We start from the raw sequence: 20,272 nt of genomic DNA, 5'->3' as shown, positions 1-20,272 counted from the left end.
CCGGCATCCGGACCGGCCCCCGCTCTGTTCCTACGCGCGGCCTCAGCTGCGCTTGTCGTTGCCAAGGTCCTCGAAATCGGCATCGACGATATCGTCGTCACCGGCGTTCGAGTTGCTGTCGTCGGCGGCCTGGGGCTCTTCCGCGCCATCACCGGCGTCGGCCTGTGCCTTGTAGATCGCCTCGCCCAGCTTCATGGCGGACTCGGTGACGTTCTGGATGCCGGCCTTGATCTTGTCGGCCTTCACGTCGTCCTTCTCGAGGTCTTCCTTCAGCGCGGCAACGGCCAGCTCGATCGCTTCGATGGTCGTCGGATCGACCTTGTCGCTGTGCTCTTCCATCGACTTCTCGGTCGAGTGGATGAGGCTCTCGGCCTGGTTGCGGGCCTCGACGAGCTCGCGACGCTCCTTGTCCTTCTCGGAGTTCTCTTCGGCTTCCTGGACCATCTTTTCGATGTCCTCGTCCGAAAGGCCACCGGAGGCCTGGATGGTGATCTTCTGCTCTTTGTTCGTGCCCTTGTCCTTGGCGGACACGGAGACGATGCCGTTGGCGTCGATGTCGAAGGTCACCTCGATCTGCGGCAGGCCGCGCGGGGCCGGCGGGATCTGCTCGAGATTGAACTGGCCGAGCAGCTTGTTGTCTGCTGCCATCTCGCGCTCACCCTGGAAGACGCGGATCGTCACGGCCGACTGGTTGTCCTCGGCGGTGGAGAAGATCTGCGACTTCTTGGTCGGGATCGTGGTGTTGCGGTCGATCAGGCGGGTGAACACGCCACCCAGCGTCTCGATGCCCAGCGACAGCGGGGTCACATCGAGCAGGACCACGTCCTTCACGTCACCCTGCAGAACACCGGCCTGGATGGCGGCGCCCATGGCGACAACCTCGTCCGGGTTCACGCCCTTGTGCGGCTCCTTGCCGAAGAACTTGGTCACCTCTTCGATGACCTTCGGCATCCGGGTCTGACCGCCGACCAGAACGATCTCGTCGATCTCGTCCTTCGACAGGCCGGCGTCCTTGAGGGCCGCCTGGCAGGGCTTGATCGAGTTCTTGATCAGGTCGCCGACGAGGCTTTCCAGCTTGGCGCGGGTCAGCTTCATGACCATGTGCAGCGGCTGGCCGCCCGAGCCCATCGAGATGAACGGCTGGTTGATCTCGGTCTGGGTCGCGCTCGACAGCTCGATCTTGGCCTTTTCAGCAGCTTCCTTGAGACGCTGCAGGGCCATCTTGTCCTTGGTCAGGTCGACCTGGTGCTCTTTCTTGAACTCGTCCGCCAGGTAGTTGACGATCCGCATGTCGAAGTCTTCACCGCCGAGGAACGTGTCGCCGTTGGTCGACTTGACCTCGAACAGGCCATCGTCGATCTCGAGGATGGTCACGTCGAAGGTGCCGCCGCCGAGGTCATATACGGCGATGGTCTTGGTCTCTTTCTTGTCGAGACCATAGGCCAGAGCGGCCGCGGTCGGCTCGTTGATGATGCGCAGGACTTCGAGACCGGCAATCTTGCCGGCGTCCTTGGTGGCCTGACGCTGGGCGTCGTTGAAATAGGCCGGCACGGTGATGACCGCCTGGGTCACCTCTTCGCCGAGATAGCTTTCGGCGGTTTCCTTCATCTTGCCGAGGATGAAGGCGGAAATCTGCGAAGGCGAATACTTGTCGCCCTTGGCTTCCACCCACGCGTCGCCATTGCCGCCGTCAACGATCTTGTAGGGCACGATGCCCTGATCCTTGGTCACCTCGGCGTCGGTGGTGCGACGGCCGATCAAGCGCTTGACGGCAAAGATGGTGGCTTCCGGGTTGGTGACGGCCTGGCGCTTTGCGGGCTGGCCGACGAGGCGTTCATCGTCGGCAAATGCGACGATGGAGGGGGTGGTGCGGGTGCCTTCGGCGTTTTCGATCACGCGCGCCTGGCTGCCGTCCATGATGGCGACGCAGGAGTTCGTGGTGCCGAGGTCGATACCGATAACTTTACCCATACTTCGATCCCTTTCCAATTCAAGGCGATGACACGAGGCGTCGGACCCGATTACGGCATCCAGCCCCGCTGATTGCGATGCCGTTTGGCCGGGGCCTCGCGGCTTCGGACGGTATATAAGGAGGGGGTTTCAGCGCTGCAAGCGCCCTGCAGCCGCTGAATCCGGCGAATCCGGGGATTTTCTTTGCGACGCGCCGTCCTTTGCGGAAGAAAGTGGCCATGGCACATCACATCGAACAGCGCGGCTTCCGGATCTACCCGGACCACCTTGACCGCTCCGCGCAGGAGGCGCTGATAGAGCGTTTGCGCGATTGTCTGCGCGTCGCACCGCTTTACCAGCCGGTGACCCCGCGCGGGCAGAAGATGTCGGTGCGGATGTCTGCGGCGGGCCGCTTCGGCTGGGTCACCGACCGGCGCGGCTACCGCTACGAGCCGCGCCATCCCGAGGGCATGGACTGGCCGCCGATCCCCGAGGAGGTGCTGGCGATCTGGCGCGACGTATCGGGCTGCGCCCGAGAGCCCGAGTGCTGCCTGATCAACTGGTACGGCGAGGGCGCCCGCATGGGGCTGCATCAGGACAAGGACGAGGCGGATTTCGCCTGCCCGGTGGTGTCGGTCTCGCTTGGCGATGACGGGCTCTTCCGCATGGGCAACACCGAGCGCGGCGGCAAGACCGAGTCGGTCTGGCTGGGCTCGGGCGCGGTGGTGGTCATGGGCGGCGACGCGCGGTTGCGCCATCACGGCGTCGACCGCATCCGCTTCGGCTCTTCGACGCTGCTGCCGCAGGGCGGGCGCATCAACCTGACGCTGCGCGTGGTGACCTGAGAGGGGCCGCCTGCGGGCCGTCCCGAGATAGTGGCGAGCGCGGAATGCGCTGGCTGTGCGCATTGGAAGATCCCCCGGACGCGCCTGCCCGGAGGGCGCTGCCCCTTATTTCTTGTCCGGCGGATCGGTCAGCAGGTTGATCAGCGTCGCGCCGATGATCCAGATCGCCAGCGCGCCGAACACGGCGACCGAGGCCGGGTAAAGCTGGCCGACGAAGCCGCCCAGCCCGACGGCCAGTCCGACCGCGCCGTTCAGCCCCTGCAACTCTCTGCGCTTTGATTTCAGGCGCACGGGTGTCCTCCTCCTGCCTCCATTGTCCCGCATCATGGCAGCCGGGCGAAGGGTGCTCGTTGATGATGATCAAGGTGAGGGGCTTCGATCCCGCGCGGCATGACGCCCGGCACGCTGTCGCGCCGCGCGGGGCCTGCAGAGGTCGGCAATGCGCGCCCGTTCAGGCGCGGGTATGCCGGGGCAGGGCATCAGCTGCGAAACGGAGAAGGGCGGACCAGATGGCCCGCCCCCTCCAAATCTTCTGATGGATCGGGCTGCGATCACTCGAGCTCGAAGGACCAGAAGAAGGTCTCGCCGGAGCTGTCATCGACGCCGTCATTGTCGGTCGAGACATAGACGGTGCCGGCATCGGTGATCGCGAGGCCTTCGACCTTGTCGACCACGTAGCCGCCCCAGCCTTTCAGGTCGGGGATCAGGTCGCGCACCTCTTCCTTGCTCACCACCGGCAGCTCGCCGCCCAGTGCGGCGGGCTGCATCTCGGACAGGGCAATGCGGTAGACCTTCTTGGTCACGGCATTGGCGCCGATCTGGTTGTCACGCTCCACGACATAGACGTGATCGCCATGCGCGGTGATCTCGGACAGGCCGACCCAGCCGGTCTCGGGCGTCGCCTTGGGATAGAGCACGGCACCCCACTCCTCGGTCTCGGGGGTGTAGGACACGAGCTTGACGTGATCTGCCGGATCGTCGCCCCATTCGCGCTGCACTGCCATCCACAGCGTGCCGTCGATCATGGTGACGCCCTCGAAGCCGAAACGCTTCTCGACCGCCAGCAGCTCGGCCGGCAGCGAGACCTCGTCCTCGATCTCGCCCTCGGCATTCACGTGGTAGAGCGCATGCGGCACGAGCCGGTCGGTGCGGCCCTCGGAGGCCAGCCAGAAGCCGCCCTCGCCATCGGTTGTGATGCCCTCGAGGTCGAGCTTCTGGGCGTTGCGGCCCTTCCGGGTCACGTCGGTCGCAGCGACGATGCGCGCCGGGCTCTGCGACGGGTCGATGGTGAAGATGCGCGGCTGGTAGCCGTAGAAGCTGTCGTTGACGGCGTAGATCATGCCGTCCTCACCGGCCACCATGCCCGAGATCGCACCCCAGCCGATCAGCTCGTCTGCACCTTCCGAGGTCAGCGTCGGGTACTGCGCCTCGCCTTCGGCATATTCGTAGATCATCACATGCGCGCGCACGCCGCCATCCTCGACGAGGTCTTCCTCGTTGGCGGTGACGAAGAGGTTGCGCTGCGGGATCGCGACGGCGCCCTCGGGGGCGATGCCCGACGGCAGCAGCTGCTTCAGAACCGGCGCGGCCGGGTCGGTCATGTCGTAGACGCCGACCATCGAGGCGCGCTCGGCCAGCAGGAAGAGATACGGCGTGTCGCCGAAGCTGGCGAATTCCATGCCTTCGGGCTCCACGCCCTTGGCGTCAGACCGCTTGTCCGGGTAGTGGCCGGCCCGGATCACCGCCTGCTCGAAGGAGGTGCCGCTCTCGAAGACCTCGGTGCCGTCCTTGTGGAACACGGTGAACCCGCGCGAGCCGCCATCCATGTCGCCCTCGTTGGCGATGGCGAAATGCTCGTCGTCGATCCACTGCACGCCGTCGGGCTCGCGCACGCGGCCTTCCTGGCTTTCGGTGAAGAGCAGCGCGCCGCGCTCGTCGGTGGCGTCGATGCCGGTCAGGTCGACCGCCCCGGCAGAGAAGTGCGACAGCACCTCGCCCGACTTGTTCAGCACCACGATGTGGTTGTTTTCCTGCAGCGTCACGACGATCTCGCCGGCGCCGTTCACGTCGACGAACTCGGGTTCGGGATCTTCCGGCGCGATCTCGGCAAGGCCGGTCACGTCGGCTTTCACCAGACTGTCGCAGTCGGCCATGCCATCCACCACGTCGAGGATCGCCACATAGCCCGCGGGCATCTGCGGCACGCGGCCGTCGCCCAGATCCTCGTCACGCTCGTTCTCGATGGCCACGGTAACGAAGCTGCCATCCTGCGCCATGGCGGTGCTGTCGGGCTGGCCGCCAAGATCGCATTCGCCCAGAAGCTCGCCCGAGGTCGCGTCGATCATCGCCAGCTTGCCCGACGGATCGGTGTAGCTCTCGGAGGTGTTGACGCCAGCGAAGATGGTGTTGCCATGCACGTAGACCGAGGTCGGCTCGCCATCGACCGACACGTTGCCCAGCGGCTGCGGGTTCGAGGGCTCGGTGATGTCGATGCGGCCGATCACGCCCAGCGGGCTGTCGGTATAGACCAGCGTGTTGCCGTCTTCGGTGGCATAGATGATCTCGGCCGAGGTGACCTGCGACCGGTCCTCGCCCTCGGCCATGTTGTCCGGCGTGGCGAAGGAGGCGATGCGGTTGAAGGTCATCTCGGCGGCGGCGGCGGTTGCCGTCAGCGCGATCACCGAGGTGAGGCAGAGCGTGCGGAAATGCATGGAGGGTCCCCTGTCTTGGTCCGGCAACGCCATGCGCCCGCCGCGTAACGGCAGCGTGACAGGACGGTTACGGATTTGCGAAACGCAGGGGAATACGGCCCGAGACGCGCCCCGAGAGGGGCCGCCGAGGCGCTAGCCGAGCAAGTGCGCGGTGATCGCAGCCTCGGGCTCGGCCAGCCCGTCGATGACGTCGAAATGATGCTTTTCGTCATCCACCACCACCGGGCAGGACCACGCCTCGCCCAGCCAGCGTGACTGCTCGAGAAACACCGGCCGCTCCGCCGCGCCGACCCAGACCGTCACCGGCACCTGCGGTGGCGCCAGGGCGATCGGGCTCTCGGCCCAGGCCTCGTCGGCGTCGAGCTGCAGCCTCTCGTTCATGCCGGTCTGCATCAGCGGACGCAGGTCCGAGAGCGGCGAGATCGGCATGACGTGCGCAATCCGCGCGGCGACTTCCTCGGGCAGCATCGCCGGCGCCAGCATCCGCGCCACGAGGTGCCCGCCCGCCGAGTGCCCGGCAAGCCGGATCGGCCCGTCGACCTCGCCCGCGGCGCGGGTCACGGCGGCGGCGATCTGCCGGGTGATGTCGGAGATCCGCACCCTGGGGCAGAGATCGTAGGACGGCAGCGCCACCGCCCAGCCTCGCGCCACCGCGCCTGCCGCCAGATGCGACCACGTCTCGCGCCCGAAGGCCATCCAGTAGCCGCCATGCACGAAGACCACGAGCCCCTGCGGTGCGCCCTCGGGCAGGACCAGGTCGAGCGCCTCGCGGGGACCGTCTCCGTAGGTCAGCCCCGCTTTCAGCCGGTCTTCGGCGGCCATCTCGGCGCGGAACGCAGCGGCCGCCGCGTTCCAGCGCGGAGGGTAGTCCTCGGCCTGCGCAATATATGGCCCGTTGGCATACGCGTCGCTCAGGTCCATGGTTTTTCTCCCGGCTTAGACTAGACTTTCATGCAAGCAGATGCTCTGCCATGCCGCAACGTAAGACCATCCCCAAGGAGGATACCATGCTGGATCAGACCGCAACCAATCTCCCCTCGCTTCTCGACGATCCGAGCCTCCTGCAGACCAAGGCCTACGTTAACGGTGAGTGGATCACCGGCGCCGAGGGCGAGTTCGAGGTCACCAACCCGGCCCGCGGCGACGTCATCGCCAAGGTTGCCAATCTCAGCCGCGCGCAGGTCGCGGGTGCCATCGACGGCGCCTATCTGGCGCAGAAGGACTGGGCGGCATCGACCGCCAAGGAGCGCTCGACCGTGATGCGCAAGTGGTTCGACCTGATCATGGCGAACCAGAAGGACCTCGCCACCATCCTCACCGCCGAGATGGGCAAGCCGGTCACCGAGGCTGCGGGCGAGATCGCCTATGGTGCCAGCTTCATCGAGTTCTACGCCGAGGAGGCCAAGCGCATCTACGGCGAGACCATCCCCGGCCACCAGCGCGACAAGCGCATCATGGTGATGAAGCAGCCGATCGGCGTGGCCGCCTCGATCACGCCGTGGAACTTCCCCAACGCGATGATCACCCGCAAGGTCGCCCCGGCGCTGGCCGCGGGCTGTTCCTTCGTCGCCCGCCCTGCCTCCGAGACGCCGCTTTCGGCGCTGGCGCTGGCGGTGCTGGCCGAGCGCGCAGGCATCCCGGCGGGCGTGCTCAACGTGCTGCCCTCGGACAGTGCCTCCGAGGTCGGCAAGGAGTTCTGCGAGAACCCCAAGGTGCGCAAGCTGACCTTCACCGGCTCGACCCAGGTGGGCCGCATCCTGCTTGGCCAGGCCGCCGACCAGGTGATGAAATGCTCGATGGAGCTGGGCGGCAACGCGCCGTTCATCGTGTTCGACGACGCCGATCTCGACGCGGCGGTGCAGGGCGCGATCATGTGCAAGTTCCGCAACAACGGCCAGACCTGCGTCTGCGCCAACCGCATCTACGTGCAGGCCGGCGTCTATGATGCCTTCGCCGCCAAGCTCAAGGACGCGGTCGCCAACATGAAGGTCGGCGACGGCCTCGAGGACGGCACCGACCTTGGCCCGCTGATCACCGCGAAGGCCATCGAGAAGGTTCAGGACCACATCGCCGACGCCAAGTCGAAGGGCGCCGAGGTCATCCTCGGCGGCGGCGAGACGCTGCAGGGGCCGGGCTACTTCATCGAGCCCACCATCGTCACCGGTGCCACCCGCGATATGAAGTTCTCCACCGACGAGACCTTCGGCCCGCTGGCACCGCTGTTCAAGTTCGAGAACGAGGACGACGTGATCGAGATGGCCAACGACACCATCTTCGGGCTCGCCTCCTATTTCTACGCCAAGGACCTGAGCCGCGTGTACAAGGTCGCCGAGGCGCTGGAATACGGCATCGTCGGCGTCAACACCGGCATCATCTCGACCGAGGTGGCCCCGTTCGGCGGCGTGAAGCAGTCCGGCCTCGGCCGCGAGGGCTCGCATCACGGCATCGAGGATTACCTCGAGATGAAATACGTCTGCCTCAGCGTATGACGACAGGACGCAGGCGCGGGGGGCCTCTCCCCGCGCCGCACCAGCTCCCGACCCCGGCGGATCTGGAAGACTGGCGTGCGGCGGCCCATACCGGTGCCGGCAGCCCGTGGCTGCCCGTGGATCTCGCCGAGGCGCTGGTGCGCTACGGGCTTTATCACGGTGAAGGGCTGCGGATGATGGAGGCCGCTTCGCTGATGCTGCACGAGCCGCCCCGCGACGTGGCGTGGGAGATCATCGGCGCCGACAGTCCCGGCGAGAACTGGGACGATCACCGGGATCCCGAACGCGCGTTCCGCCTGTTCCGCGCAAAGCTGCGCAAGGCGCAGGGCGACGGGGCGCGGCTGCAATACAAGATCTGGCTCGGCCGCCGCGACGGCTGAGCCGTCCTGCCGTCAGCCCTCTTCCGCCAACCCCTGCAGGATCGGGCAATCGGGCCGATGATCGCCGTGGCAGGCCTCGACCAGCTTTGCCAGCGTGGCGTGCATCTCGCGCAGCTGGGCGATCTTTTCCTCGATCTGGACGAGATGCTCGGTGGCGAGCGCCTTGACGTCGGCGCTCTCGCGCGCCTCGTCCTCGTACAGCCCCAGCAGGGTGCGGCAATCCTCGATGGTGAAGCCCAGTGCCCGGGCCCGGGCGAGGAAGGCGAGCTTGTGCAGGTCCTGCTCTGAGAAGGCGCGATAGCCGTTCTCCGAGCGTTGCGGCCGCACCAGCCCGATATCCTCGTAATAGCGGATCGTCTTGGCGGGAAGGCCCGCCCGCTCTGCCACTTGACCGATGTTCATTCCGCCGCCTCCAGTGTCATCGGCTTGGTCTGCGCCCGCTCGCGCGCCGGGGTCATCACCGGTGCCAGACGCCGCAGGCGCAGCGCGTTGCTCAGCACGAAGACCGAGGACAGCGCCATGGCGCCTGCCGCCAGCATCGGCGACAGCAGCAGTCCGAAGGCCGGATAGAGCATGCCCGCCGCCACCGGGATCAGCGCCACGTTATAGCCGAAGGCCCAGAACAGGTTCTGCCGGATGTTGCGCAGCACCGCGCCGCTGACGTGGAACGCCTCGACCACGCCCGCAAGCTCGCCCGAGACCAGCACGATGTCGGCGCTCTCGATGGCCACGTCGGTGCCGGTGCCGATGGCGATGCCGACCTCGGCCTCGGCCAGCGCCGGGGCGTCGTTGATGCCGTCGCCGACAAAGGCGACGGGGCCAAAGCGCTCGCGCAGCGCCTTCACCGCGGCAAGCTTGCCCTCGGGCAGCACCTCGGCCTCGACGTGGTCGATGCCCAGCTCGCCCGCGATGGCCTGCGCCGTGGCGCGCGTGTCGCCGGTGATCATCGCCACCTTGATGCCCTGTGCGTGCAGCGCCTCGACCGCTGCCCTTGCGCCGGGCTTGACCCGGTCGGCCACCGCGAAGACCCCGGCAATGGCACCATCCACGGCGACCAGAACCGGCGTCTGCCCGGCGGCGGCGATGTCGTCATTGGTGGCTTCCAGCGGTCCGAGCGCGATGCCCTCGCGCGTCATCAGACGCTTTGCCCCCACCAGCAGTGCGCGCCCCTCGACCGTGGCGGACAGGCCGTGGCCGGCAATCGCCTCGCTGTCCTCGGGCTGGCTCAGCGCGCCTTGAGCGGCGGCTTCCAGCGCGCGGGCAATCGGGTGCTCCGAGCCTTGCTCGGCGCTTGCAGCGAGGCGCAGCACCTCGGCGGGCGCGATCCCCGGAGCGGCCTCCGAGCGCACCAGCGCCGGCTTGCCCTCGGTCAGGGTGCCGGTCTTGTCGAAAGCAACCACCCGGCTGCCCTCCACCGTCTGCAGCGCGTCGCCCTTGCGGAACAGCACGCCGAGCTCGGCGGCGCGGCCGGTGCCGACCATGATCGAGGTCGGTGTGGCAAGCCCCATGGCACAGGGGCAGGCGATGATCAGCACCGAGACCCCGGCCACCAGCGCGTAGGTCAGCGCCGGGGAGGGGCCGAAGAGCATCCACGCGAGGAAGGTCAGCGCGGCGGCGGCGATCACCGCCGGCACGAACCAGATCACCACCTTGTCGGCCAGCGCCTGGATCGGCAGCTTGGCGCCCTGCGCGTCCTCGACCATGGCGATGATCCGCGCCAGCATGGTGTCGCGTCCCACGGCGGTGGCTTTGAAGCTCAGCGCGCTCGCGCCGTTCACCGTGCCGCCCACAACCGTGTCGCCGGGGCCCTTGCCGACCGGGACCGGCTCGCCGGTGATCATGCTCTCGTCGATATAGCTGCTGCCGGTGATCAGGGTCCCGTCCACCGCGATGCGCTCGCCGGGGCGCACGTGCACCTCGTCGCCGAGCTGCACCTCGTCGATGGCGATTTCGGTGATCCGGCCCTCGCGCTCGACCCGCGCGGTGGCGGGGCGCAAACCGACCAGTCGCTTGATTGCGGCACCTGTGCGGCCCTTGGCGCGCGCCTCGAGGAAGCGGCCCAGCAGGATCAGCGTGACGATGACGCCGGCGGCCTCGAAATAGACCGCGCGGCTGGCCTCGGGCAGGAGACCCGGCAGGAACAGCGCCACGGTGGAATAGCCCCAGGCCGCCAGCGTGCCGAGCGCGACCAGCGAATTCATGTCGGGCGCGCCCTTGGCCAGCAGCGGCAGCCCGACGCGGTAGAAACGGCGACCGGGGACGGCCAGCACGGCGGTGATCAGCACGAATTGCAGCAGCCACGAGGCCTGCATGCCGATGCTGTTCATCACCAGCGCGTGGAAGCCGGGGATCAGGTGGCCGCCCATCTCGATGACGAAGACCGGCAGGGTGAGGGCCGCGGCCACGATCAGGTCGCGCTTGAGCGCCCGATGCTCCGCTGCCTTGCGCGCTTCATGAGCGGCGCTGTCGTCCCCGGCGGGGCGCGCGGCATAGCCCGCCTCCGAGACGACCCGCGCGAGATCGGCGCTGTCCGCGCTGCCGGCAAGCAGGGTCACGTCGGCGGTTTCGCTGGCGAGGTTGACGCTGGCCGAGAGCACGCCCGGAACCTCGCTCAGCGCCGTCTCGACGCGGTTCACGCAGGAGGCACAGCTCATGCCCTCGATGGCGAGCTTCACCTGCGCCTCGCGGGCCGGGTATCCGGCCGAGGACAGCGCTTCGCGCAGCGCCTGCACGCCCGCCGAGCCCTCGACTGTCGCCATGCGGTTGGCGAGGTTGACGCTCGCCTCCTCGACGCCGGGCACACCGGAGAGCGCCTTCTGCGCACGCCCGGCACAGCCGCCGCAATTCAGCTTGGTGACTTCGAAACGGATGGGTTCCACGGCCATGACAGACTCCTTTCGTCTGGTCTGGACCGGGATATAATGCTTCCAGTCACTGGAAGGTCAAGGCCCGCGCAGCGGCTTGCGTCAGTTCAGCACGCAGCGCTGCCGCAACCGGCATTCACCGCAAAGCAGCGGCAGCCCGACGCGCTCGGCGGTATTGACCAGCGTCAGCACATGCACCGGAGTGACCAGCATGGTGGCTTCTAGAAGCGCCTGTTCGCGATCCTGCTCGGTGGCGGTCAGCACGAAGCGGGCGATGGCGCGCTCGTCCTCGCTGCTGCTGGCGGCCCCTTGCTGTAGAATCAGCGGGCTGTGCCAGCCGTGCCGGGTCAGCAGGTCGGCCAGCTCGCCAAAGGCACGCAGGCAGGCGCGGGCGCGGGTGAAGCCAAGTGCATCGCGCAGCAAGAGCTGTGCTGCGGCCTCGTCATCGTCGCGCCAGAGGCGCAGAAGCTCGATGAGCCAGCGCTCGGCGGGCCGCAGGTCGACCCGGTCGAACCGTTCATGTCGCATGGAAACTCTCCCAGCCAGTGGCGTCGCGCGTCCGGGCTGCCCGGAGGCGGGCTGGCTGGGTGAGTTAATCCTGATCGTTTAAGTCAGAAAAGTCAAGCGGCGCCGCTCGCCCCGGTTTCGGCGGCGATCTGGGCGCGCGACTTGCGGGCGCGCTCGGTGGCGGATTTGAGCTGACCACAGGCGGCCATGATGTCCTCGCCGCGCGGGGTGCGGATCGGCGAGGCGTAGCCGGCCTTGTAGACGATATCGGCAAAGCGCTCGATCCGCTCCCAGTCCGAGCGCTCGTAGGGCGCGCCGGGCCATTCGTTGAACGGGATCAGGTTGATCTTGGCCGGGATGCCCTTGATCAGGTTGACCAGACGGCGGGCGTCGGCGTCGCTGTCGTTCACGTCCTTGAGCATCACGTATTCAAAGGTGATGCGCTCGGAGTTCGACAGGCGCGGGTAGTCGCGCAGCGCGTTCAGCAGCGTCTCGATGTTCCAGCGCTTGTTGATCGGCACCAGCTTGTTGCGCACCTCGTCGGTGGTGGCGTGGAAGCTCACCGCCATCAGGCAGCCGATTTCCTCGGCGCATTTGGCGATCTCGGGCACCACACCCGAGGTCGACAGCGTGATGCGCCGGCGCGACAGGGCGATGCCCTCGCCATCCATGGCGATCTTCATCGCGTCGCGCACGTTGTCGAAATTGTAGAGCGGCTCGCCCATGCCCATCAGCACGATGTTCGACAGCAGGCGCGGGCCGCCCTCGCCGGTGCCGGTGCCCGGCTCGGGCCACTCGTCGAGATCGTCGCGGGCCAGCATGATCTGGCCGACGATTTCGCCCGCGGTCAGGTTGCGGACCAGCTTCTGGGTGCCGGTGTGGCAGAACGAACAGGTCAGCGTGCAGCCGACCTGGCTCGAGATGCAGAGCGTGCCGCGGCCTTCCTCGGGTATGTAGACCACCTCGACCTCGTGGCCGCCGGCGATGCGGACGAGGTACTTGCGGGTGCCGTCGACCGAGACGTTCTTCGAGACGATCTCGGGCAGGAGGATCTCGAAATGGGCGTCGAGCTTGGCGCGGTATTCCTTGGCGAGATTGGTCATCTCGGCAAAGTCGCGCACGCCCCAGTGATAGACCCACTGCCAGATCTGGTTGACGCGCATCTTGGCCTGCTTTTCCGGCGTGCCCATCTCGATCAGGGCAGCACGAAGCGCCTCGCGGGTCAGGCCCACGAGGTTCAGCTTGCCGCTCTCGGGCAGCTTGCGGGGCATCGTCATCACGTCCTGCGTGATCGGCGCATCTGCGGCCATCTCGGTCATCCTCTGTCTGAAGAAGACGCCCCTATACAGGATTCGGTGAAAAAAACAAAGGCCGCGCTTGCCGGGCAGGCGGGGCGCCTCACGCCGACTTGAAGCGTGGCCTAGCGCAACGGGTGGAAGCAGGCGACCTGCCCTGTCTCGCCTTCGAGCTGCGGCACCTCTTCGGCGCAGCGCGGGCCCGCGTTGGGGCACCGGGCGCGGAAGGCGCAGCCCTTGGGCGGGTTCAGCGGATCGGGCAGCTCGGTCTCGCGGCTCTCGGGCGGGCTCAGCGCCCGGCCCACCACCGGCGCGCTGTCGGCCAGCAGCTTGGTGTAGGGGTGGCGCGGCGCCGAGAACACGTCCTCGGCGCGTCCGACCTCGACCACCGAGCCGAAATAGAGCACCGCCACGCGGTCGCTCACCGCCTCGACGACCGCCAGATCGTGCGAGATGAACAGGTAGGTCAGCCCCAGCCGTGCCTTCAGATCCGCCAGCAGGTTCAGCACCTGCGCCTGCACCGACACGTCGAGCGCCGAGACCGGCTCGTCGAGGATCAGGATCCGCGCCTCCGCCGCCAGCGCCCGCGCGATGCCGATGCGCTGCGCCTGACCGCCGGAGAACTCGTGCGGGTAGCGCTCGAGGAACTCCTCGCGCAGGTTCACCTGGGCGAAGATCTCCGAAATGCGCTTGTCCCGTGCCGCGCGGTCCATGCCGTGCAGGCGCTTCAGGGACACCTCCATGATCTGCCGGATGGTCTTGCGCGGGTTGAGTGAGCTGATCGGGTCCTGAAAGACGTACTGGATGCGCTTGCCGAACTCGGCCGGATCGGCGGTGTCGAGCGGCTGCCCCTCGATCTCGATATGCCCGCCCGAGGGGGCGAGCAGACCGACCAGCATCCGCGCCAGCGTGGACTTGCCGCAGCCCGACTCGCCGACGATGCCCAGCGTCTCGCCCTCGGGCACGTCCAGCGTCACCGGGTGCACCGCGTGCACATGCCCCTTGGGCGCGCCGAACAGCCGCTTGCCCACGGCAAAACTCTTCGACAGGTTCTCAAGCCGCAATGCGAGGCTCATGCGGTGCCCTCCAGCTCGGTCTCGGGATAGAGGCAGCGCAGCCTGCGCGGGCCGTAGGCGTCGAGCGCGATCTCACCCTGCCGGCAGGCCGGTTGCGCCTTGTCGCAGCGCGGCGCGAAGGCGCAGCCCGGCGGCAGGTCATTGACCGCCGGCGGCAGGCCGGGGATGGCGTGCAGCCTACGCTTGCCCTCGCCAAGCTCTGGCACGCAGGCGATCAGCCGCCTCGTGTAGGGGTGCGCCGGTGCCTCGAGCAGGGCGCGGGTCGGGCCTTCCTCGACGATGCGCCCGGCATACATCACCGCCACACGGTCGCAGAGCTGCGCCACCACGCCGAAATCATGGGTGATGAAGACGATGGCCAGCCCCTTCTCGCGCCGCAGCGTGTCGAGCAGCGACAGGATCTGCGCCTGCACCGTGACGTCGAGCGCGGTGGTCGGCTCATCGGCGATGATCACCTCGGGACCGTTGGCCAGCGCCATGGCGATGCCCACCCGCTGCCGCATCCCGCCGGAGAGCTCGTGCGGGAAACTGTCGAGTCGGCTCTCGGCGTTGGGGATGCGCACGTCGCGCAGCAGGCCGAGCGCGCGTGCCCGCGCCTCGCTGTCGGAGATTGCGTGATGCACCCGGATCGCCTCGACCAGCTGGTCGCCGACCTTGTAGAGCGGGTGCAGCGTCGCCAGCGGATCCTGGAAGATATAGGCCACCTCGCGCCCGCGCAGGTCGCGCAGCCGGCCATAGGGCGCGCCCACGAGATCCTCGCCCTGGTAATGCACGGCCCCGCCGGTGATCACGCCGGGCGGCGAGGCGACCAGCCCCATCACCGACAGCGCCGTCACCGACTTGCCCGAGCCGCTCTCGCCGATGATGCCCAGGCATTCGCCGGGCTTTACGCCAAGGCTCACCCCGCCCACCGCGCGGTAGATGCGGTGCTTCACGTGGAACTGTGTCTGCAGATCGCGCAGGCTCAGAACGTCGTCGCCCTGCGGCTCGGGCGCCGGGTCCTCGCGCCGCACCAGCGTCGCCGCCATCGGCCGGGTCAGCGCCCCCGACCGCAGCCGCGGGTCGAGCGCGTCGCGCACGCCGTCGCCCAGCAGGTTGATCGCCATGACGATGATCAGGATCATCGCGCCGGGCACCACCGAGGTGTGCGGGCTGGTGATCAGCGCCGCCCGGGCCTCGCCCAGCATCGAGCCGAGATCGGCCTGCGGTGGCTGGCTGCCCAGTCCGAGGAACGACAGCCCGGCGGTCTCGAGGATCATCCACCCCACGGTGGTCGACATGGCGATGACGATCACCGGGATCACGTTGGGCAGCACCTCGCTCAGGATGATGCGCGCATCATTCATGCCGGCCAGCCGGGCGGCATCGACGAATTCCCTGTTGGCAATGCCCACGGTGATGCCGCGGATGTTGCGGGCGAAGAACGGGATGTTGACGGCGGCCACCGCGATCAAGGCGTTGAGCAGGCCGGGCCCGAGGGCTGCCACGATGGCCAGCGCCAGCAGGATGTAGGGAAACGCCATCAGCATGTCGACGCCGCGCATGATCAGGTTGTCGACCCGGCCGCCGTAATAGCCCGCGATGATCCCCACCGCCGCGCCCAGAACCGCGGCGATCGTCGCGGCGGCAAAGCCCACCGCGAGGCTCAGCCGCGTGCCCCAGAGCAGCCGCGACAGCTGGTCCCGGCCAAGATGGTCTGTGCCCAGAAGCGCGCCCTCGGAGAACGGTGGCAGGAAGCGGTTGCCGGTGTCGGTCACGTCCGGATCCGGCAGCGGCAGCAACGGTGTGACGAGCGCCAGCAGCACCACCAGCCCCATGACGATCAGCCCGGCCAGCGCCAGGCGGTTGCGGGCAAGAAGGGCCAGCGTGCTCATGTCTTGATCCTCGGGTCGAGCAGGCTCTGCGCCACGTCCACCACGATGTTGAACATCACGTAGCAGGCCGCCACCAGCACCACGCCGCCCTGCACCAGAAGGATGTCGCGCTTGAGGATGGCGTCGACCAGCATCCGCCCGACGCCGGGCCACTGGAACACCATCTCGATATAGACCGCGCCCGACAGCACGAAGCCCGCCTGGATGCCCAGCACCGGCAGGATGCTGACCATCGCCGCGCGCAGGGCGTGGCGCCAGATCACCCCGCGCTCGGGCACGCCCTTGGCGCGGGCGGTGCGGATGTAGTCCTGCCGCAGCACCTCGAGCATCGCCGAGCGCGACAGCCGTGCCACCACCCCGGTGGCCACCACGGCGAGCGCCAGCGCCGGCATGGTCAGATGCGTCACCAGAACCGGAAGCGTCCGGTCGCCATAGATCGGCCACATGCCCGAGGCCGGGAACCAGCGCAGCTGCACGGCGAAGATCAGGATCATCATCATGCCGAGAAAGAAGGACGGGATCGAGATCCCCAGCAGCACCGCGAAGGTGATCGCCTTGTCCGCCGGCCCGTATTGCCGTGCCGCCGAGACCACGCCCGCCGCCACGCCGATCACCGAGCACAGCACGAAGGACGTGCCCGCCAGCACCAGCGTGGCCCCGAACCGGTCGAGCACCTCGTCGAGCACCGGACGGTTGAGCGAGAACGAGCGTCCGAAATCGCCCTGCACCATGTTCCACAGCCAGATGAAATAGCGCTGCACTGCCGGCTTATCGAGCCCGAGATCCCGGTTCAGCTTCTCGACATTCTCCGGCGTGGCATAGCTGCCGAGGATCGCGGTCGCCGGATCGCCGGGGATCATCGCCATGATGGCGAAGACGATCACCGTGATGCCCAGAAGCACCGGCACCGCCGAGACCAGCCGTTTCAGAATATAGCGACCCAAACGGCCTCCTTCCTGACCCTGCGCGGCCCATCCTCTCCGCGCGACCCTGCATCTTCTCTACGTTCCAAATACTCCGGGGTGAATGCGCGCAAGCGCAGAGGGGCAGCGCCCCTTCGTCTCGCGGGCCGCAGGTCCGCAACCTCTCTCGTCGGGCCACAGGCCCGCCCCCGTCTCTCGCGGGCCGCAGGCCCGCGCCGGTCGGACCGGGCAACGCCCGGTCCGAAACCCCTCGGAACAGGCTCAGTCCTTGCTCACATCGTCCAGCAGCAGGAAGAACGACGGCTGCAGCTCGAACCCCTCGACACGGTCATTTGTCACCGCGTTCTGTTTCCAGTTCGCCACGAAGACCCAGGGCGCGTCCTCTTGCACGATCTCCTGCATCTGCTTGTAGAGCGCCGCGCGCTCGTCCTGATCGGTCGCCACGCGGGCCTTCTCGAGCAGCTCATCGACCTCCGGGTTGGAATAGTAGCCCGAGTTGAAGCCGCCCTTGTCGGGCCAGGCTTCGGTGCGCAGGGCGAGGAAGGGCAGGGTGTCGGGATCGTTGGTCATCCAGGCCATCTCGGCCATGTCCGCCTTGCCCTCGAGCCCGGGGTTCACCTGCCCGAGGAAGGTGTTCCACTCGTAGGTCTCGATCGTCGTGTCGAGCCCCACGGCGTTGAGATCGGCCTGGATCGCGGTGCCCATGGCCACCGGGTCGAGCATCCCCGAGCCGCCCTCGGTCACGTAGAAGGTCAGCTCCGCGCCCTCGGCGCCGGCCTCGGCGATCAGCTCTTTCGCCTTCTCCGGGTCGTACGGGTAGGGTTCGAGCGCCTCGTTATAGGCCCAGGCAAAGGCTGGCGGGGTCGGGCCGGCGGCGACCTCGGCGGTGCCCTCGAGCACGTCGTTGACCAGCGCCTCCTTGTTGATGGCGTAGTTCGCCGCCTGCCGCACGCGCTTGTCTGCGAAGGGGCCTTCCTTGGCGTTGAGGATCAGGAACCAGACATGCGGCCCGGCCTGTTCGAAGACCTGGAAGGCGTCGTCCTGGAACTGCGACAGCGCCACCGGGGGCACCTCGACCATCATGTCGATGCCGCCCGCCAGCATCTCGGCTGTGCGGGTGTTGGCGTCGGTGATCGGGCGGAAGACCACCGCCTGCAGCTCCGGTGCGCCGTCCCAGTAATCGGGGTTGGCTTCGACCACCACAGCCTCGTTGCTGCGCCACTCGGCGAAGGTGAACGCGCCGGTCCCCGAGGGGTTGCGACCGAAATCGGCGCCGTGCTGCTCGACCGCTGCCGGCGAGACGATCAGCCCGGTCGGGTAGGCGAGGTTCGACAGGAACGGCGCGTAGGGCTCCGAGAGGGTGAATTTCACCGTCAGGTCGTCCACCGCCTCGACGCTGGAGACCGAGGAAAAGAAGAAGGCCAGCGGGAACGGGCCGGTGTCGTGATAGGGGTGATCCTCGTTCAGCATGCGCTCGAAGTTGAACACCACCGCCTCGGCATTGAACGGGCTGCCGTCGTGGAAGGTGACGCCCTCGCGCAGGGTGAAGGTGTATTCCGTGCCGTCCTCGCTGATCTCCCACGCGGTGGCGAGCGCCGGTTCGACCTCAAGCGTGCCGGACTTGTAGCGCACCAGCCCGTCATAGACGTTCATCAGGATGCGGAAATCGTTCACCGCGGTCACCGCCGCCGGGTCGAGCGCCTTGGGCTCGGCGATCTGGCCGACGATCAGCACGCCGGGCGGGGTCTGCGCGGTTGCGGGCAGGCCAAGGCCGAAACTCAGGGCAAGCGCGGTGCCGGTGGCCAGCAGGCCTCTGCGGGTCCAGGTCAGCAAGTGCATCTTTTCATCCTCTCCGTTGGCTCTGTGCGGCAATTTATCATGATCAATTGAAGCAGGCCAAATTATCGTGATAAATTCAACGATGAATTTCGACGGAGTCTCCCATGACCTTCTCGCTTCTCGCTCATGACCACGAAACCGGCACATATGGCGGCGCGGCGGCGACGGGCAGCCTCTGTGTCGGCGGCTGGGTGCTGCGCGGCGAGCTCGATTCGGGTCTCTCTGCCAGTCAGGGGACCGCGCCTTCCACCTTCTGGGGGGAGGATGTGCTGCGCGCCATGCGCGATGGATGCACCGCCGAACAGGCGGTGGCCGAGATCACCGGCGCCGATCCGGGGCGCGGGCATCGCCAGCTGAGCGCGCTCGATCTCGCGGGGCAGAGTGCGGGGTTCACCGGCGATGCGAGTGTCCCCCATGCCAGCCACATCGCCGAACCGGGGCTCGTGGTGGCGGGCAACATGCTGGGCGGGGAGCGGGTGCTGCCGGCGCTGCGGCAAGGGTATCTCGATGCGGCGGGCGGCATGGCCGAGCGGCTGCTCGCGGCGCTGCGCGCGGCGGATGCGGATGCGTCCGACAGGCGCGGACTCAAATCGGCGGCGCTTCTGGTGCTGAACCCCGAAGCTCCGCCGCTGACCTTGCGCATCGATTATGCCGAGGCGCCGCTCGACGCGCTCGAGGCGTTGCTCGCGCGGGCCACCGGCGCGCCTTATGCCGACTGGCTCGACGTGGTGCCGGTGGCGGTGGATCGCACCCGCGCGCCGGAAAAGGCACCGGACGTCTGAGGTCGCGCGTCGCTCACTCCGCGATGAAGCGGCGCAGCACCTCGGCCTCCTGCGCCTGCATCTGTGTCTCGGCGCCTTCCATGTGATCGCGCATCACCCGGCGCGCGGTCTCGGCGTCCCCCGCGCGCAGCGCCTCGATCAACTGCAGCTGGTGCCGGCGCCCAGCCTCCCAGAGCGTGGGATTGGGCGGCTCGTAGAGCCGGCGCCAGACGGTCAGCTCGGTCAGCATGCGCGCCATGAATCGCACCAGGAAGGCCAGCAGGTCGTTGTCGGAATAGGAGGCGAGCAAGGCGTGGAACTGCAGCGACGAGACATGCTGCGCGCGCTCTTCCTCGACGGTCTCCGCAGGCGCGGAATATTCCGCCACCACCGCCTCGAGCGCGGCGAGCTGTTCGTCGCTGAGCTTGCCGGCGAGGGTGGCGGCGACTTCGGGCTCGAGCAGCTTGCGGATCTGGTAGATGTCCTTGATCGACAGGTCGCGGAAATAGAAGAAATTCGCCAGCAGCGACTGCGCGCGGTCGGGCGAGACCTCGGCCACGAAACTGCCGCCGCCGGGGCCGGTGCGGGTCTCGACCAGGCCCTGAGCCTCGAGAATGCGCATCGCCTCGCGCACCGTGCCCTTGGAGCGGCCATGGCTTTCGATCAGCTCGGCCTCTCCCGGCAGGCGGTCACCGGCCTTGAGCTGGTGCTCCACGACCCATTCCTTGATCGTGTCGGCAAGCTGCACCGGGCGCGAG

The 20,272-nt window shown here is 67.7% G+C and carries 17 protein-coding genes; 4 read left to right on the top strand and 13 right to left on the bottom strand.

Annotated features, from left to right (window positions below; genetic code table 11):
- Window positions 1-42 precede the first annotated feature (42 nt).
- On the bottom strand, window positions 43-1,971 hold the full coding sequence (gene dnaK / locus JF542_RS10395) for a molecular chaperone DnaK (protein WP_207075785.1): 1,929 nt from the start codon (window positions 1,969-1,971) through the stop codon (window positions 43-45).
- Window positions 1,972-2,189: 218 nt separating this feature from the next.
- On the opposite strand from dnaK, the gene JF542_RS10390 reads away from it, so the two are divergent.
- Complete coding sequence (locus JF542_RS10390; protein WP_207075784.1) at window positions 2,190-2,795, top strand: alpha-ketoglutarate-dependent dioxygenase AlkB family protein; 606 nt, start codon at window positions 2,190-2,192, stop codon at window positions 2,793-2,795.
- A 105-nt stretch (window positions 2,796-2,900) separates the two neighbouring features.
- Here the strand turns inward: JF542_RS10390 and JF542_RS10385 are convergent, their stop codons facing one another.
- The 3 genes from JF542_RS10385 to JF542_RS10375 all read right to left on the bottom strand — a co-directional run bounded on the left by JF542_RS10385 (window position 2,901) and on the right by JF542_RS10375 (window position 6,427).
- Window positions 2,901-3,086, bottom strand: a complete 186-nt coding sequence (locus tag JF542_RS10385; protein WP_144266897.1) for a hypothetical protein — start codon at window positions 3,084-3,086, stop codon at window positions 2,901-2,903.
- Between the two features lie 260 nt (window positions 3,087-3,346).
- Entirely contained in the window at window positions 3,347-5,506 is a 2,160-nt protein-coding gene (locus JF542_RS10380) for an esterase-like activity of phytase family protein (RefSeq protein WP_207075783.1), read from the bottom strand.
- A gap of 132 nt (window positions 5,507-5,638) precedes the next feature.
- Window positions 5,639-6,427 carry an alpha/beta hydrolase gene (locus JF542_RS10375; protein WP_207075782.1) on the bottom strand — a complete coding sequence of 263 codons (789 nt, stop codon included), beginning with the start codon at window positions 6,425-6,427 and terminating at the stop codon, window positions 5,639-5,641.
- An 86-nt stretch (window positions 6,428-6,513) separates the two neighbouring features.
- Between JF542_RS10375 and JF542_RS10370 the strand changes: the two genes are divergently transcribed.
- Complete coding sequence (locus tag JF542_RS10370; RefSeq protein WP_207075781.1) at window positions 6,514-7,995, top strand: NAD-dependent succinate-semialdehyde dehydrogenase; 1,482 nt, start codon at window positions 6,514-6,516, stop codon at window positions 7,993-7,995.
- Window positions 7,992-8,375 (top strand): hypothetical protein, encoded by a 384-nt coding sequence (locus JF542_RS10365; protein ID WP_007795272.1) that lies wholly within the window; start codon window positions 7,992-7,994, stop codon window positions 8,373-8,375. The genes JF542_RS10370 and JF542_RS10365 overlap by 4 nt, the downstream gene beginning before the upstream one ends.
- Window positions 8,376-8,387: 12 nt before the next feature.
- Here JF542_RS10365 and cueR read toward each other — a convergent pair whose 3' ends face one another.
- The 8 genes from cueR to JF542_RS10325 form a co-directional block, all read right to left on the bottom strand.
- Window positions 8,388-8,777: a Cu(I)-responsive transcriptional regulator gene (cueR, locus tag JF542_RS10360; RefSeq protein WP_207075780.1), complete on the bottom strand. Its 390-nt coding sequence runs from the start codon at window positions 8,775-8,777 to the stop codon at window positions 8,388-8,390.
- On the bottom strand, window positions 8,774-11,260 hold the full coding sequence (locus JF542_RS10355) for a heavy metal translocating P-type ATPase (protein WP_207075779.1): 2,487 nt from the start codon (window positions 11,258-11,260) through the stop codon (window positions 8,774-8,776). The genes cueR and JF542_RS10355 overlap by 4 nt, the downstream gene beginning before the upstream one ends.
- An 81-nt stretch (window positions 11,261-11,341) precedes the next feature.
- A complete protein-coding gene (locus JF542_RS10350) occupies window positions 11,342-11,767 on the bottom strand; it encodes a hypothetical protein (protein ID WP_207075778.1) in 426 nt (141 codons plus the stop codon).
- Window positions 11,768-11,859: 92 nt separating this feature from the next.
- The gene (gene rlmN / locus JF542_RS10345; protein WP_207075777.1) at window positions 11,860-13,056 is read right to left on the bottom strand and encodes a dual-specificity RNA methyltransferase RlmN; all 1,197 of its coding nucleotides are present in this window, start codon (window positions 13,054-13,056) and stop codon (window positions 11,860-11,862) included.
- A 110-nt stretch (window positions 13,057-13,166) separates the two neighbouring features.
- Window positions 13,167-14,117, bottom strand: coding sequence for an ABC transporter ATP-binding protein (locus tag JF542_RS10340; RefSeq protein WP_207075776.1), 951 nt, complete (start codon window positions 14,115-14,117; stop codon window positions 13,167-13,169).
- The gene (locus JF542_RS10335; RefSeq protein WP_207075775.1) at window positions 14,114-15,991 is read right to left on the bottom strand and encodes a dipeptide/oligopeptide/nickel ABC transporter permease/ATP-binding protein; all 1,878 of its coding nucleotides are present in this window, start codon (window positions 15,989-15,991) and stop codon (window positions 14,114-14,116) included. The genes JF542_RS10340 and JF542_RS10335 overlap by 4 nt, the downstream gene beginning before the upstream one ends.
- Window positions 15,988-16,935, bottom strand: a complete 948-nt coding sequence (locus JF542_RS10330) for an ABC transporter permease (protein ID WP_207075774.1) — start codon at window positions 16,933-16,935, stop codon at window positions 15,988-15,990. Before JF542_RS10330 ends, JF542_RS10335 begins: the two co-directional genes overlap by 4 nt.
- Before the next feature lie 240 nt (window positions 16,936-17,175).
- Entirely contained in the window at window positions 17,176-18,753 is a 1,578-nt protein-coding gene (locus JF542_RS10325; RefSeq protein WP_207075773.1) for an ABC transporter substrate-binding protein, read from the bottom strand.
- 104 nt (window positions 18,754-18,857) lie between these two features.
- On the opposite strand from JF542_RS10325, the gene JF542_RS10320 reads away from it, so the two are divergent.
- Window positions 18,858-19,535, top strand: a complete 678-nt coding sequence (locus JF542_RS10320) for a DUF1028 domain-containing protein (protein ID WP_207075772.1) — start codon at window positions 18,858-18,860, stop codon at window positions 19,533-19,535.
- Between the two features lie 13 nt (window positions 19,536-19,548).
- On the opposite strand, the gene JF542_RS10315 is transcribed toward JF542_RS10320, so the two are convergent.
- Window positions 19,549-20,262, bottom strand: a complete 714-nt coding sequence (locus JF542_RS10315; protein WP_007795237.1) for a FadR/GntR family transcriptional regulator — start codon at window positions 20,260-20,262, stop codon at window positions 19,549-19,551.
- Window positions 20,263-20,272 lie beyond the last annotated feature (10 nt).

It is taken from the genome of Salipiger bermudensis, assembly GCF_017309175.1.
GTDB classification, from domain to species: Bacteria; Pseudomonadota; Alphaproteobacteria; order Rhodobacterales; family Rhodobacteraceae; genus Salipiger; species Salipiger bermudensis.
This window is presented reverse-complemented; position numbering and strand designations above follow the sequence as displayed.